Genomic DNA, 13,728 nt, shown 5'->3' with positions numbered 1-13,728 from the left:
GGGCGTGGAAGCGCCCGTGCATGGAGAGCCGGATGCGAGGAAACCCGCACGTCCGGTTCGGGAAGAGGGATGGAGAAACTCGTCTCCGAGAGGGGATGGAGCGCTTCATCTCTACTTTCACGGGCGGGGCCGCTCCCGGTCCGTGCCCAGGAAGCGGCGGCGGTTCTCGTCCCACGCCTTGCGGCAGGCATCATCCTCGGTCGCTGCTTCGCCGAGGCCCCGGCAGCGGGCCAGCTCGCTCGCCGCCGGCTCGCCGCCCGGATGGCGGAGGATCGGGCTGGGGGCGTCCTCCTCCGCGCCGTTCTCGCGGAGCGACGTGGCAGCAAAGGCCACGGCGGCGACGAGGGCGAGGACGGCCAGCATCCGGGTGACGATCCTGATGTCCATGGCTGGCGTCTCAGTCATGGAACATGCGGACGGTGGACGCGCTGTAGCCGGTGCCGGCGAGGAAGCGGCCGAGCTGTTCGCGGGCCTGCTCCTGTGCCGCGGCCTTGCGGGAGGTCTCCAGCGCCTCGGCCCGCCCCTGTGCCGCGAGCATGGCCGTGAGGTCGGCCATCTGCCGGGCCTGCACGGCGAGGAGTTGGTTGCCGGCCTGTGCGGCCTGAAGCGCACCCACCGCCGACTGGCTCGCCTCCACCAGCGTGGTGGTTTGGGTCCGCGTGCCGTCGATGTTGCTGACGGCGACCGCGCCAACCTTCAGCGTGTGCTCGTAGGCGGAGAGCGACTGCTGCCAGCGCTCGCGCGCGGAAGCGGCAAGCTGGGCGCCGGTCTTGTCGGAGGCGAAGTCCCGATAGGAGGACGAAAATCTGCGGTCGATGTCCTCGACGCTGTAGGCGAGCCGGCCGGCCTCGCTTGTCAGGCGCTGCATCTCGGCGAAATTATCCTCGATCCGGGAGAGTACCGAGGTGGGAAGATTGGCGAGGTGCCTCGCCTGGTTGAGCAGCATCTGCGCCTCGTTGGCAAGCGACGTGATCTGGTTGTTGATCTGCTGGAGGGCGCGGGCTGCGGTGAGGACGTTCTGCGCATAGTTGTTCGGATCGAACACGATCTGCGCCGCCGCCGGGGCGGACGACAGCAGGGCGACGAGCGCGCCGGCGGCAAGCCCCCGGCACAGGCCAGCATGACGGAACTTCATGGGGACACCTCCGCGTCGAACGGATCGATCACGTTGTCGAGCTCAGGGATGAGGTCGGCGGCCCAGTCGAGACCGCCGACGCGCAGCCAGGCATCGAGGAAATGTTCCCCCACTCCCGCGCGCGGCAACTCGTCCATGCGGGCGTGGGCGGCCTTGTCGGAGGCGGCGCACAGGGCCAGCGCGACCGGGCCGAGCCCCAGCTCGAACAAGCGGTTGCCGCCCCTCGACTGGCAGTAATAGTCGCGCTTGGGGGTTGCCCGCGCGATGATCTCGATCTGCCGGCCGTTCAGGCCGAACTTGCGGTAGATGGCGGCGATCTGCGGCTCGATGGCGCGCTCGTTGGCAAGGAAGATGCGGGTCGGGCAACTCTCCACCAGCACCGGGGCGATAGGCGAGGCTTCGATGTCGGCGAGGGACTGGGAGGAGAAGACAACGCTGACGTTCTTCTTCCGCAGCGTCTTCAGCCACTCCTTGATCTTCGACGCAAAGCCGCCGTCGACGAGGGCGCGCCAGCCCTCGTCGATGACGAGCAGGGTCGGACTTCCGTCGAAGCGCGCCTCGATGCGATGGAACAGATAGGCGAGCACGGCGGGCGCGGCGGCGGTGCCGACCAGCCCCTCAGTCTCGAAGGCCTGCACGGAGGCGGTGCCCAGATGCTCGTGCTCGGCATCGAGCAGCCGGCCATGGGCGCCGCCGATGCAATAGGGGCCGAGGGCCTGCTTCAGCGCCGCGGACTGCAGCAGGACGGCGAGGCCGGTGAGGGTGCGCTCCTCCACCGGCGCGGAGGTGAGCGAGGTGAGCGCGGCCCAGAGGTGTTCCTTCACGTCCGGAGTGACGGTCACGCCCTCGCGGGCGAGGATGTCGACGAGCCAGTCAGCAGCCCAGGCCCGCTCCGGCGTGTGATGGATGCCGGCAAGCGGCTGGAGCGAGACGGAAGACAAGACCTCGTCGTCGGAGAAGGAGCCACCAAGGTCCTGCCAGTCGCCGCCCATGGCGAGCGTGGCGGCACGGATCGATCCTCCGAAGTCGAAGACGAAGACTTGGGAACCTCGATAGCGGCGGAACTGGAGCGCCATGAGCGCCAGCAGCACGGACTTGCCGGCGCCGGTCGGTCCCACGACCATGACGTGTCCCACATCGCCGATGTACAGGCCGAAGCGGAACGGGGTCGATCCTTCCGTCCGGGCGTAGAACAGCGGCGGCGCATCGAGGTGCGCGTCCGTCTCCGGCCCGGCCCAGATGGCCGAGAGCGGGATCATGTGGGCGATGTTCAAGGTGGAGAGCGGCGGCTGCCGGACATTGGCGTAGACGTGGCCGGGAAGGCTGCCGAGCCACGCCTCGACGGCGTTGACGCCCTCGACGATAGAGGTGAAGTCGCGGGACTGGATCACCTTCTCCACGAGGCGCAGCTTTTCGTCGGCGATGGCGCGATCGGCATCCCAGACCGTCACCGTGGCGGTGACGTAGGCCGTGCCCACCTCATCGGAGCCCAACTCCTGCAGGGCCGCATCGGCGTCCGCCGCCTGGTTGGCGGCATCGCTGTCGAGCAGCACCGACTGCTCGTTGGTCATCACCTCCTTCAGAATGGCGCCGACGCTTTTCCGTTTGGCGAACCACTGCCGCCGGATCTTCGTCACGAGGCGCGTCGCCTCCAGCTTGTCGAGCAGGACCACGCGGGTCGACCAGCGATAGAGGAAGGCGAGCCGGTTGAGGTCGTCGAGGATGCCGGGGAAGGTTGCCCCAGGAAACCCGATGATGGTGAGGGTGCGCAGGTGGACGTCGCCGAGGCGGGGCTCCAACCCACCGGCGAGCGGCTGGTCGGCCAGCAGCGCGTCGAGATAGACGGGGACGTCCGGGACGCGCACGCGCTGGCGCCGGGTCGAGACGGTCGAGTGCAGATAGGTGAGCGTTTCGGCGTCATCCAGCCAGGCGGCCTCGGGCACAAGCCCCGCGATGAGGTTGAGCACCCGGTCGGTGCGGTCGACGAAGCCCATCAACAGCTCTTGGGGATCGACGCCGCTCCGTTCGCGGCCCTCATAGAGCCAGCTCTCCAGGCGAGAGGCGTCCTCGGCCGGCGGCAACCAGACGAAAGTGAGGAAGTAGCGCGACTCGAACAGCACGCCGCTGTCCTCGAACTGCGCGCGCCGCTCCGCATCGACCAGAGCCGAGGCGGGGTCGGGGAACAGGCTGTCGGGATAGAAGGCGGCGGGGTTGCGCTGGGCCTCGACGAAGATCGCCCAGCCGGTGCCGAGGCGGCGCAGGGCGTTGTTGAGGCGCCCCGCTGCACCGACCAGCTCGGCCGAAGTGGCGCTGTCAAGGTCGGGACCGCGGAAGGCGGCGGAGCGTTGGAACGATCCATCCTTGTTGAGCACGATACCCGGCGCCACCAAGGCGGCCCAGGGCAGGAAGTCGGCGAGGCGCGCGCTTCTCTTGCGGTATTCGGTGAGGTTCAGCATGGCGGACCTCACACGCCCATATGCGCGGGATAGCGCAGGTGCCTGCGCACCACATCGACGAACTGGGCGTCGCGCCGCGCCGCCCACACGGCGGCGAAGTGCCCGATGGCCCAAAGGACGAGGCCGGCGATCCACAGGCGCAGACCGAGGCCGATTGCGCCGGCGAGCGTGCCGTTGGCGATGGCGACGGCGCGCGGGGCACCGCCGAGCAGGATCGGCTGGGTGAGCGAGCGGCGCACCGGAGCGAAGAAGCCGCGGACCTCCTCCTCCATCACACCAGCGCCCCGCCGCCGAAGGAGAAGAAGGAGAGGAAGAAGCTCGACGCGGCGAAGGCGATGGACAGGCCGAACACGATCTGCACGAGCCGGCGGAAGCCGCCCGAAGTGTCGCCGAAGGCCAGCGTCAGGCCGGTGGTGATAATGATGATGACGGCGACAATCTTGGCCACCGGCCCCTCGACGGATTCGAGGATCTTCTGAAGCGGCTCCTCCCAGGGCATGGACGAGCCGGAAGCGTGGGCCGGGGCGACCATGAGGGCGGAGACGGCGGCCAGGGCGGTCACATAAGCGAGGCCATGGCGAAGGCGTTGGAAGGCAGGCAGGGTCACAGGTCTTCTCCTTTGGGTGCGGGCAAGGGATAAAGGTCGGGATCGAGGTCCGGATCGGGATCGAGCTGGGCGCGGATGGTCCGGTAGTCCCCGGTGGCGGGATCGAGTCCGTCCACCAGGGCGATCTCGGCGAGGCGGCGGGCGGTCCCGCGGCCGGCGAGCACGGCGATGATGCCGATGGTTTCGGCGATCAGCGCGCGCGGCACCGTGACCACGGCCTCCTGCACGAGTTGCTCCAGGCGCCGCAGCGCGCCGAGCGCGGAGCTGGCATGGATGGTGCCGATGCCGCCGGGGTGGCCGGTGGACCAGGCCTTGAGCAGGTCCAGCGCCTCGGCGCCGCGGACTTCGCCCACCGGGATGCGGTCGGGGCGCAGGCGCAACGACGACTTCACGAGGTCGGAAAGCGAGGCGACGCCGTCCTTCGTCCGCAGCGCCACGAGGTTCGGCGCGGCGCATTGCAGTTCGCGGGTATCCTCGATCAGTACCACCCGATCCGAAGTCCCGGCGACCTCAGCGAGGAGGGCATTGGCAAGCGTGGTCTTACCGGTGGAGGTGCCGCCGGCGACCAGGATGTTCCGGCGCCCCCCGACAGCGAGCCGCAGCACCTCGGCTTGGCTCTCTGTCATGATGCCGGCAACGACATAGTCGGTGAGGGTGAAGACGGCCACCGCCGGCTTGCGGATGGCGAAGGCCGGCGCGGTCACGATCGGCGGCAGCAAGCCCTCAAAGCGATCGCCGGTCCCAGGCAGTTCTGCGGAGACGCGTGGGGCGCCGGCGTGGACCTCGGCGCCGACGTGATGGGCGACGAGGCGGACGATGCGCTCGCCGTCGGCCGGCAGGAGCCATTCGCCCGTGTCGAGGAGGCCCTCGCGTAGCCGGTCGACCCAAAGTCGGCCATCGGGGTTGAGCATCACCTCGACAATGTCAGGATCTTCGAGCCATGCGGCGATGGCCGGGCCGAGCGCGGTGCGCAGCATGCGCGCGCCGCGCGAAAGACCTTCGCCGCCATTGTGATGTACCGACATTGCGCCCCCGTCTGCGGCCATCCGCGGGAAGCGGGATGGCGACGGGGACAATCAAGAAAGGCACAAATTGCAGGCGGGCAACATCATTGTTGCTGATGTCGCAGCCGGGCGTAGGAGAGCGAAAAAATACATGGGACTCGCGGCGCGCCGATGTGGGTGAACAGTCGGATTGCGGCTGTCAGTACGCGGGCGATCGCGTGATATGTTCCGTGAGTGTCGCCGAGGGACGCGGGATGTTCGTTACGTTTCTGGAACGCGGCAAGAAGATCGTCTTCGCCTTCCAGGCCCTCGTGCTCACCTTCGCCATCGTCAGGGCGATCATCCTCAACGAATTGGATTGGCTCGCCATTCCAATGCTGGCCGGCATCTGGGGCTTCGCATGCCTCATGATCAAGGCGGCGGGCTTTGCCGCGCGCGCCATGAGACGCCCGCTCGGTCGGCCCCGGTCCTGAACGGGTGGGCGCCACCGCCGCAGCCGAGATCTTCTGTGGAAATCAGCGGCGGGGCTTCAGGACGTCCAGGAAGCTCGTCAGCGCGGGATTGATGGTGTCGGGCCGCCAGCAGGCCACATAGCCGAGACGGGTCGCGCCGCTGCCGTCGTGGATCGGCCGGAAGACCACGCCGAGGCCCGCGAGACCTTCGGCGGATTCGCACTGGAGGGTGATGCCCTGGCCCTCAGCCACTTCGCCGAGGATGCTCTCCCGGCTCAGATGCCGCGTCGCGACGAGCGGATGATCCGACGGGGCGGCGAGATGGCGCAGCAGGATGTTGCGCATGTCGGGGCCGGGGTCGTGATGGCTCAGGAGGAAGCGCTCGCCCTTCAGCTCCGGCCAGTAGATGACCGGCTTGCCTGCGAGGGGATGGTGCTGCGGCAGGGCAACGACGAGGTGCTCGGACCAGAGCTCCAGCGCGGACAGAGCGTCGCTGGATCCGGCATCGCCCAGAACGATGGCGGTGTCGATGGTGCCGGCGAGGACGCCGGCCTTCAGCTCGGCGAAGGGGGATTCGATCAGCTCCACCTCGATGCCGGGATATTGGCAGCGGAAGTCGCGCAAGGCGGCCCGGAATGCGCCCGAGGAAAGCGACTTGTAGAAGCCGACGACGACACGGCCGAGAATGCCCGCCGCGTTCGCCTTGGTCTGCTCCGACAGCCGCTCCACGTCGCAGAGGATGCGGCGGGCGGCAACGAGGAAGGCCTCGCCGGTCGGGGTCAGGCGCGCGCCGGCCTTGGAGCGGTCGAACAGGGAGACCCCTAGTTCGTCCTCGACCTCCTTGATGCGCCGGCTCACGATGGGCTGGCGGACGTTCAGCTCCTGCGCGGCGGCGCTGAAGCTGCCGTTGCGGGCACTGGCGACGACGTAGCGAAGATGGCGCAGGTCCACCCAGATCCCTCTTCAATCATGGAAATCAACACGACCGCACAGAGCGTGTAATTTTCCACTAAACTTAAGAAGTAAATTATTCTATATTAAAAAAACTGCGACATCCATCCGACAGGAAAATAACAACATAATCACTCAAGACAATTTCATTCTATCGGTAACTTCGTCTCCGGCCTGTCTACCACAGCAGCATATAGTTGATCCGAATCCCTCGCGGCGCGCACTTCCTTTAGGACTTCGGCTGTCCGCAGGCGCCGAGCGATGCATGCGAGCATGTTAAGATGGGCCTTGGTGCTATCGTCTGGCATGAGAAGGACAAAGACGATATCCACCGGAATGTCATCGATGGCTTCAAATGCGACATCACTGGCAAGTCTCGCCAGCATTCCGAAGGGTCGTTTCAGGTTCGGAACTCGGGCGTGAGGAATAGCGATTCCTCCGCCCACTCCCGTTGAACCGAGCCGCTCACGTGAGTGGAGCGTGTCGAAGATGACGCTTCCATCGATGCCAAGCTGCCGGCTCGCGGCATCGGACAGCCGCTTCAAGACGTCTGCCTTGGATGTCGAAGGCAGGTCGATGAAAACGTTCTCCGGCTGGAGAAAGTCGGAAATCTTCATGATTTTGTTCACTTCATTCGCGCGGGTCAGATGAGGCGCAGCATGAGGGCGCCCCCTTCAGCCGTCAGCCTCACGCAGGCGATAGCCAACACCGGTTTCGGTCATGATGTACTGAGGCTGGTCGGGCGATCTCTCGATTTTCTGCCGCAGTTGCCGCACATAGACGCGCAGATATTGCACATCAGTGGCTTCGCCCCAGACTTGGTTGAGCAGGTGCTGATGCGTGATGACCTTGCCGGCGTGCTGCACGAGGACACGCAGGATATCGTATTCCTTCGGAGAGAGCTTCACCTCCTGGCCATCGACCTTCACGATCCGCTTCACGAGGTCCACGCTCAGACCTCCGGTCTGGAACACCGGCTTCTCGCCCTGCTGCTGGAACTTGTGGCGCAGGGCGACACGGATCCGTGCCACCAGCTCCTTCATGCCGAACGGCTTGGTCACGTAGTCGTCCGCGCCCAGTTCAAGCGCCTTCACGATCCCGGTCTCGTCAGTGCGGCTCGACAGGATGATGATAGGAACTTCCAGCAGCTCTCCGCGCCACTTCCCGAGAAGGTCATGACCCGGGAGGTCGGGCAGCCCGAGGTCGAGCAGGACGAGATCCGGGCGCTCCGCTTTGGCGGATTCCATGGCTTCCCGGGCGTTGGTCGCTTCAGCAATCGTGAAGCCTTCGGCGACGAGCCCGACGCGGAGCAGCTTGCGAATGGGAGGCTCGTCGTCAACGACCAGAATTTTTACCGTCGAAACAGTCATAGTTGGTTGTCCAGATTTGGCGTGTCCGCCGAAACCGGCATGCGGATGGTGAAGATCGCGCCACTGCGATCCATCCTGTTCGTCACCGAGATTGTTCCCCCCATGGCCTCGATGAAGCCGCGGCAGATGGAAAGCCCAAGGCCCGTACCCGCACGGACGTGGTCGGTTTTGCGCACCCTGTAGAAGGAATCGAACACCCGCTCGAGATCCTCCGCGGGGATGCCGGGACCTTCGTCCATCACACGAAAGACGAGATCCCGCCCTTCCTGGCGCCCACCTATGAGCACCAGGGAGCCGGCCGGTGCGTATTTGGCCGCATTGTCCAGCAGGTTGAACAGCACCTGCTCGAACAACACCGCGTCGGTCTTCAGCATCGGAAGGTCGGAGGAGATGTCGACTTCGACACGATGCCGGGCGAGGATTTTGGATGCTCGCCGCAGTGCTGCGCCGACGATATCCCCTGCGAAATAGAAAGATGCATTCGGCTGCATTGCCCCGGTTTCCAGCCGCGTCATGTCGAGCAGGTTGGCGATGAAGCGGTTGAGCCGTTCCGCCTCGTCGATCACGGTGGCGAGCAGGTCGGAGCGGTCCGGCTCGGACATGGATCCGGAATAGTCCCGCAAAGCGCCGGCGGCCCCGAGGATGGCGGAGAGCGGCGTCTTCAGGTCGTGGGAGATGGAGGTCAGCAGGGCGGAACGCAGGCGGTCGGTCTCCGCCACGCGCTTGGCGTGGTCGATGTCGGCGACGAGCTGGATGCGCTCGATGGCGAGGGCAGCCTGGTCGGCCAGCGCGTCGAACAGGCGTTGCTGCTCGGGCGTCAGCAAAGGGCCTTGCCGGTCATTGTCGAGGCCGATGACGCCGAGGATGGTGCGGCTCGACTTCAGCGGCATGTAGAGGCGCTTCGCTCCCGGCAGCGTGTCAGCACCCCGTCCGGCGGGTCGGTCGTGCTCGAAGGCCCAGCGGGCCGCAGCGAGGTCGGCCTCCACCAGCGTGTCGTCGGGCGGATAGCCGGCTCTCACCGCGACGCCGCTTTCCTCCGGCAGCAGGATCACCACCCGCACCTTCAGCATCAGCGCGATCTGGTGGGCGGTGGCCCACAGCACGTCGTCGAGGGTCCCGGCGCCGGCGAGTTTCTTGGAGAAGAGATAGAGATCCTCGGTGGCCCGTGCGCGTTGGCGGGCGGTTTCTGCCTGCCGCTGTACCCGCCCCATGAGGTTGCTGGCCGTCACCGCAACGACGAGAAAGAACACGAGGGCGAGGACGCTCTCGGGGTCCTGGACGGTGAGGGTGTAGCGCGGCTCCAGGAAGAAGTAGTTGAAGGCGAGCGCGCTCACGAGGCAGGCATAGAGCGCCGGCCAAAGCCCCGCCGTCACGGCCGAACCGAGCACGCCCATGAGGAAAACGAGCGCGAGATTGCGCACGTCGAGCATCCGATCGAGCACTATACTCGCTGCAAGCGCACCCCCCACATAGAGGGTGCTGATCACATAAGGCCAGATCCGGATCGGCGGACGCACAGCCGCCGCCTTCACGCTGCGCGCCGTCGCGCCATTCTCGCGCTCCGCCCCGGAGATCACATGCACGCTGATATCGCCGGCGCGGCGGATGAGCTCGTGAGACACCGAACCGGTCAGCAGTTCCCGCCAGCGCGGCTGGCCGGGGCTCCCTACGACGACGTGGGTGAAGTTGTTGGCCGTGGCGTAGCGCAGGATGTCCTTCGCCACCTCCTGGCCGGGAACGGTGACCGCCTCGGCACCGAGTTGCTCGGCAAGGCGCAGATGAGCCGCGATACGGTCCTTGTCCTCCTCGGAAAGCGCGGCGTCACGGGAGGTCTCCACGTGCAGCGCGGCCCAGGGCGCGCGCAGGCGGTCTGCCAGGCGGCGGGCATAGCGCACCAAGGCACGGCCGCGCGCTTTCTCGTTCACGCACACCAGCACCCGTTCGCCCGCCGCCCAGGGACCGGGGATGGCGTGCGCCTGCATGTGGCTGACAAGTTGCTCGTCCACCCGCTGAGCAGTGCGCCGCAGGGCCAGCTCACGGAGAGCCGTAAGATTTCCGGGCGAGAAGTAGTTCTCGATCGCCCGCCGTGCCGTCTTCGGCAGGTAGACCTTGCCTTCGTTCAGCCGTTTGATGAGGTCGTCGGGGGTGAGGTCGATGATCTCGATGTCGTCGGCCCGGTCGATGATGGAATCCGGCACCGTCTCCCGCACCCGGATGCGGGTGATCTGCGCCACCACGTCGTTGAGGCTCTCCACATGCTGGATGTTCAGCGTGGTGTAGACGTCGATGCCCCGTGCCAGCAGTTCCTCCACGTCGAGATAGCGCTTGGGGTGGCGGCTGCCCTCGGCATTGGTGTGCGCGAGCTCGTCCACCAGCACCAGGGCCGGCTGCCGCGCGAGGATCCCGTCGAGGTCCATTTCGTCGAGCACACGGCCCTTATACTCCACCATCCGGCGCGGGATGACCTCGAAGCCGTCCACCAGGGCCTCGGTTTCCTTGCGGCCATGGGTCTCCACCACGCCGATCACCACGTCCACCCCCTCACTGAGGCGGGCGCGGCCGGACATGAGCATCTCGTAGGTCTTGCCGACGCCGGGCGCGGCGCCGAGGAAGATCTTCAGGCGTCCCCTGGTCTCGCGCTCTGCGCTTTCCAGGAGCGCCTCAGGGGACGGGCGGGCGCCGGTGTCACGCTTCTCGTCAGCCATATCGTCACTCCGCTCGCCCGCTCATCCCGTTTCGGCGGGCGTCGCGGGCCTGGCATGTCAGCGCCGGCCGGAGCCGTCCAATGCAAGGTTGAGCGCGAGGACGTTCACCGTCGGCTCTCCCATGAAGCCCAGCTCACGGGCTTCGGTATGGGCATCCACCAGCGCTCGTACCGCCTGCTCGGTCATGCCGCGGGCTTTTGCCACTCGCTGCACCTGGAAATAGGCCGCTTCGGGCGAGATATCGGGATCGAGGCCGCTGCCCGACGTCGTGACGAGGTCCATGGGTACCGGTGTGGTGGGGTTCTCGGCCTTCAGCGCCGCCGCGTCAGTCTTGATGCGCTCGATCAGGGCTGCATTGGTGGGGCCGAGGTTTGATCCCATGGAGTTCGCGGCGTTGTAGGGCTGCGCCACGCTCTTCGTGGGATCATTCGGATCGGCGCCGGTGGTGGCGGACGGACGTCCGTGGAAATAGCGCTCGCTGGTGAAGCTCTGGCCGATGAGGGCAGAGCCGACCACCTTGCCGTCCTTCTCGATGAGGCTGCCGTTGGCTTGGCGTGGGAACACCGCCTGGGCGATGCCGGTCATCGCCAGCGGATAGGCGAGGCCGGTGATCACCGTGAGCGCCACGATCATCACCAGGGCGGGACGAAGCTGCTTCAGCATGGTTTATCCTTTAATTCGGAGACGGCGCGCGCACGACATTCGCGTTGGCCCGGGGAGGGCAGAGACCCGTTCCTGGCACGCGCGGCACCGGGAACGGGTGCTGCGTCCCTTTCTCTCCCCGCTGGAAAGGGACGTCCTGTGTTTCTCCCTCGGGCTTCAGGCGAGACCGAGGGCGGTGATGGCCATGTCGATGGCCTTGATGCCCACGAACGGCACGATGATGCCGCCGAGGCCGTAGATGACGAGATTGCGCGTCAGCAGGGCGCCGGCGCCGACGGCGCGGTACCTCACGCCCTTCAGCGCCAGCGGGATCAGCGCCACGATGATGAGGGCGTTGAAGATGATGGCGGAGAGGATGGCGCTCTGCGGCGTTGCCAGCCCCATGATGTTGAGCGCCCCCAGCTGCGGGTAGAAGGCCACGAACAGGGCCGGGATGATGGCGAAATACTTCGCCACGTCGTTGGCGATGGAGAAGGTGGTGAGCGCGCCGCGGGTCATCAGCAATTGCTTGCCGATCTCGACGATCTCGATGAGCTTGGTCGGGTCGCTGTCCAGATCCACCATGTTGCCGGCCTCGCGGGCGGCCACCGTGCCGGTGTTCATGGCGACGCCCACATCCGCCTGGGCCAGGGCGGGCGCGTCATTGGTGCCGTCGCCGCACATGGCGACGAGCTTGCCCTTGGCCTGTTCCTCGCGGATGAGGGTAAGCTTGTTCTCCGGCGTCGCCTGGGCGAGGAAATCGTCCACGCCGGCCTCGGCGGCGATGGCGGCGGCGGTCATGGGGTTGTCGCCGGTGATCATCACGGTGCGGATGCCCATGCGCCGCAGCTCGCTGAAGCGCTCCTTGATGCCACCTTTCACGATGTCCTTCAGGTGCACAACGCCCAGCAGGCGGTTGTCGCGCACCACGGCCAGCGGCGTGCCACCCGCCTTCGCCACCTCGTCGGCGATGGCCTGCAACTCGCGGATCGTCTCCGCGCCGTTGCGGCCGGCGCCGGTAGCAGCGTAGGCCAGCTCCACATGCTTCAGCACGGCGTCTACAGCGCCCTTGCGGATGGAGATGCCATCCATGTCCACCCCGCTCATGCGGGTCTGGGCGGTGAACGGCACGAAAGCGGCATGCAGGGTGGCCATGTCGCGGGCGCGGATGGCGTATTTCTCCTTCGCCAGCACCACGATGGAGCGGCCTTCCGGGGTCTCGTCGGCGAGCGAGGCGAGCTGGGCGGCGTCCGCCAGCTCGCGATCGCTGACCCCGTGCACCGGCAGGAACTCAGCCGCCTGACGGTTGCCCAGCGTGATGGTCCCGGTCTTGTCGAGCAGCAGCGTGTCCACGTCGCCCGCCGCCTCCACCGCCCGGCCGGACATGGCGAGCACGTTGAAGCGCACCAGCCGGTCCATGCCGGCGATGCCGATGGCGGAGAGCAGCGCGCCGATGGTGGTGGGGATGAGGGTGACGAACAGCGCCACCAGCACGATCACCGGAATGTAGCCGCCGGCATAGGACGCGAAGCTCGGGATGGTGGCGGTGGCGAGGACGAAGATCAGCGTCATGCCCGCGAGCAGGATGTTGAGGGCGATCTCGTTGGGGGTCTTCTGCCGCTCGGCGCCCTCTACCAAAGCGATCATGCGGTCGATGAAGGTAGAGCCCGCGGCTGCCGTGATGCGCACCTTGATCGAGTCGGAGATCACCGTGGTGCCGCCGGTCACCGCTGAGCGGTCGCCGCCGCTCTCGCGGATCACCGGCGCGCTCTCGCCGGTGATGGCCGCCTCGTTCACCGAGGCCACGCCCTCGATCACCTCGCCATCGGAGGGGATGATGTCGCCGGCTTCCACCAGCACGACGTCGCCCACCTTGAGCGAGGTGCCGGGCACGGTGCGGAAGCCGCTTCCGGCAGGGTTCGCCAGCAGCTTGGCCTGCGTCTCCGTGCGGGTGCGGCGCAGGGCGTCGGCCTGGGCCTTGCCGCGGCCTTCCGCCACCGCCTCGGCGAAATTGGCGAACAGCACCGTGAACCATAGCCACAGTACGATTTGGAACGAAAAGCCGAGATTGGCGCCGCCGGTCAGCGCGTCTTTCACCAGCAGGACGGTGGTGAGGGCGGACACCACCGCCACCACGAACATGACCGGGTTCTTGGCAAGCTTGCGCGGGTCCAGCTTGCGAAAGGCATCGCCCACCGCGGGACCGAGAATGCGGGCATCGAGGATGCTCGCGGTTTTGGGATGGCTCATGAAAGACTCCAGCGAAAGGATCCTGGATCAGGCCGCGGGCCTTCAGTCCGTGGGCGATACCAGGGCGAGTGCGGTAGCGAAGGCGAGGCCGATGATGACGATCGCCAGCATGCCGAGAAGGATGCTCGACGCTCGCGGCTCGCCAGGCTCGTCTGC

At 66.7% G+C, this 13,728-nt stretch carries 13 protein-coding genes; 1 reads left to right on the top strand and 12 read right to left on the bottom strand.

What is annotated here, in order from left to right; genetic code table 11:
* Nucleotides 1-117 precede the first annotated feature (117 nt).
* The 6 genes from trbK-alt to trbB are packed head-to-tail and all read right to left on the bottom strand — an operon-like array spanning nt 118 to nt 5,175.
* Entirely contained in the window at nt 118-387 is a 270-nt protein-coding gene (trbK-alt, locus tag L0966_RS18400) for a putative entry exclusion protein TrbK-alt (protein ID WP_234053457.1), read from the bottom strand.
* Between the two features lie 10 nt (nt 388-397).
* Nucleotides 398-1,135, bottom strand: coding sequence for a P-type conjugative transfer protein TrbJ (gene trbJ / locus L0966_RS18395; protein ID WP_234053455.1), 738 nt, complete (start codon nt 1,133-1,135; stop codon nt 398-400).
* Nucleotides 1,132-3,591 carry a conjugal transfer protein TrbE gene (trbE, locus tag L0966_RS18390; protein WP_234053453.1) on the bottom strand — a complete coding sequence of 820 codons (2,460 nt, stop codon included), beginning with the start codon at nt 3,589-3,591 and terminating at the stop codon, nt 1,132-1,134. The genes trbJ and trbE overlap by 4 nt, the downstream gene beginning before the upstream one ends.
* Nucleotides 3,592-3,599: 8 nt before the next feature.
* Nucleotides 3,600-3,863 (bottom strand): VirB3 family type IV secretion system protein, encoded by a 264-nt coding sequence (locus L0966_RS18385; protein ID WP_234053452.1) that lies wholly within the window; start codon nt 3,861-3,863, stop codon nt 3,600-3,602.
* Nucleotides 3,863-4,198 carry a TrbC/VirB2 family protein gene (locus tag L0966_RS18380; protein ID WP_234053446.1) on the bottom strand — a complete coding sequence of 112 codons (336 nt, stop codon included), beginning with the start codon at nt 4,196-4,198 and terminating at the stop codon, nt 3,863-3,865. Before L0966_RS18380 ends, L0966_RS18385 begins: the two co-directional genes overlap by 1 nt.
* Nucleotides 4,195-5,175: a P-type conjugative transfer ATPase TrbB gene (trbB, locus tag L0966_RS18375; RefSeq protein WP_370640775.1), complete on the bottom strand. Its 981-nt coding sequence runs from the start codon at nt 5,173-5,175 to the stop codon at nt 4,195-4,197. The genes L0966_RS18380 and trbB overlap by 4 nt, the downstream gene beginning before the upstream one ends.
* A gap of 83 nt (nt 5,176-5,258) precedes the next feature.
* On the opposite strand from trbB, the gene L0966_RS18370 reads away from it, so the two are divergent.
* Nucleotides 5,259-5,675, top strand: a complete 417-nt coding sequence (locus L0966_RS18370; RefSeq protein WP_234053443.1) for a hypothetical protein — start codon at nt 5,259-5,261, stop codon at nt 5,673-5,675.
* A gap of 42 nt (nt 5,676-5,717) precedes the next feature.
* Here the strand turns inward: L0966_RS18370 and L0966_RS18365 are convergent, their stop codons facing one another.
* From L0966_RS18365 to kdpB, 6 genes are all read right to left on the bottom strand, one after another.
* The gene (locus L0966_RS18365; RefSeq protein ID WP_234053442.1) at nt 5,718-6,605 is read right to left on the bottom strand and encodes a LysR substrate-binding domain-containing protein; all 888 of its coding nucleotides are present in this window, start codon (nt 6,603-6,605) and stop codon (nt 5,718-5,720) included.
* Nucleotides 6,606-6,751: 146 nt separating this feature from the next.
* Nucleotides 6,752-7,222, bottom strand: coding sequence for a PTS sugar transporter subunit IIA (locus L0966_RS18360; protein WP_234053441.1), 471 nt, complete (start codon nt 7,220-7,222; stop codon nt 6,752-6,754).
* Between the two features lie 57 nt (nt 7,223-7,279).
* Nucleotides 7,280-7,975, bottom strand: a complete 696-nt coding sequence (locus L0966_RS18355) for a response regulator transcription factor (RefSeq protein WP_234053438.1) — start codon at nt 7,973-7,975, stop codon at nt 7,280-7,282.
* Nucleotides 7,972-10,680 carry a sensor histidine kinase KdpD gene (locus L0966_RS18350; protein WP_234053437.1) on the bottom strand — a complete coding sequence of 903 codons (2,709 nt, stop codon included), beginning with the start codon at nt 10,678-10,680 and terminating at the stop codon, nt 7,972-7,974. The genes L0966_RS18355 and L0966_RS18350 overlap by 4 nt, the downstream gene beginning before the upstream one ends.
* A gap of 57 nt (nt 10,681-10,737) precedes the next feature.
* The gene (locus tag L0966_RS18345; RefSeq protein WP_234053436.1) at nt 10,738-11,343 is read right to left on the bottom strand and encodes a K(+)-transporting ATPase subunit C; all 606 of its coding nucleotides are present in this window, start codon (nt 11,341-11,343) and stop codon (nt 10,738-10,740) included.
* 156 nt (nt 11,344-11,499) lie between these two features.
* Complete coding sequence (kdpB, locus tag L0966_RS18340) at nt 11,500-13,572, bottom strand: potassium-transporting ATPase subunit KdpB (RefSeq protein WP_234053435.1); 2,073 nt, start codon at nt 13,570-13,572, stop codon at nt 11,500-11,502.
* Nucleotides 13,573-13,728 lie beyond the last annotated feature (156 nt).

Origin of the sequence: Xanthobacter sp. NM-59 (genome assembly GCF_021401125.1) — a bacterium.
Lineage (GTDB): Bacteria > Pseudomonadota > Alphaproteobacteria > Rhizobiales > Xanthobacteraceae > Xanthobacter.
The sequence above is the reverse complement of the archived record's forward strand: the minus strand, read 5'-3'. Positions and strand labels throughout refer to the sequence as shown.

Excerpts from the sequence above, each read along its gene's own strand:
- trbJ (WP_234053455.1), bottom strand. The coding sequence starts at position 1,135 with ATGAAGTTCCGTCATGCTGGCCTGTGCCGGGGGCTTGCCGCCGGCGCG.
- trbE (WP_234053453.1), bottom strand. The coding sequence starts at position 3,591 with ATGCTGAACCTCACCGAATACCGCAAGAGAAGCGCGCGCCTCGCCGAC.
- L0966_RS18345 (WP_234053436.1), bottom strand. The coding sequence starts at position 11,343 with ATGCTGAAGCAGCTTCGTCCCGCCCTGGTGATGATCGTGGCGCTCACG.
- L0966_RS18360 (WP_234053441.1), bottom strand. The coding sequence starts at position 7,222 with ATGAAGATTTCCGACTTTCTCCAGCCGGAGAACGTTTTCATCGACCTG.
- trbK-alt (WP_234053457.1), bottom strand. The coding sequence starts at position 387 with ATGGACATCAGGATCGTCACCCGGATGCTGGCCGTCCTCGCCCTCGTC.
- trbB (WP_370640775.1), bottom strand. The coding sequence starts at position 5,175 with ATGCTGCGCACCGCGCTCGGCCCGGCCATCGCCGCATGGCTCGAAGAT.
- kdpB (WP_234053435.1), bottom strand. The coding sequence starts at position 13,572 with ATGAGCCATCCCAAAACCGCGAGCATCCTCGATGCCCGCATTCTCGGT.
- L0966_RS18350 (WP_234053437.1), bottom strand. The coding sequence starts at position 10,680 with ATGGCTGACGAGAAGCGTGACACCGGCGCCCGCCCGTCCCCTGAGGCG.
- L0966_RS18355 (WP_234053438.1), bottom strand. The coding sequence starts at position 7,975 with ATGACTGTTTCGACGGTAAAAATTCTGGTCGTTGACGACGAGCCTCCC.
- L0966_RS18385 (WP_234053452.1), bottom strand. The coding sequence starts at position 3,863 with ATGGAGGAGGAGGTCCGCGGCTTCTTCGCTCCGGTGCGCCGCTCGCTC.
- L0966_RS18370 (WP_234053443.1), top strand. The coding sequence starts at position 5,259 with ATGGCGACGGGGACAATCAAGAAAGGCACAAATTGCAGGCGGGCAACA.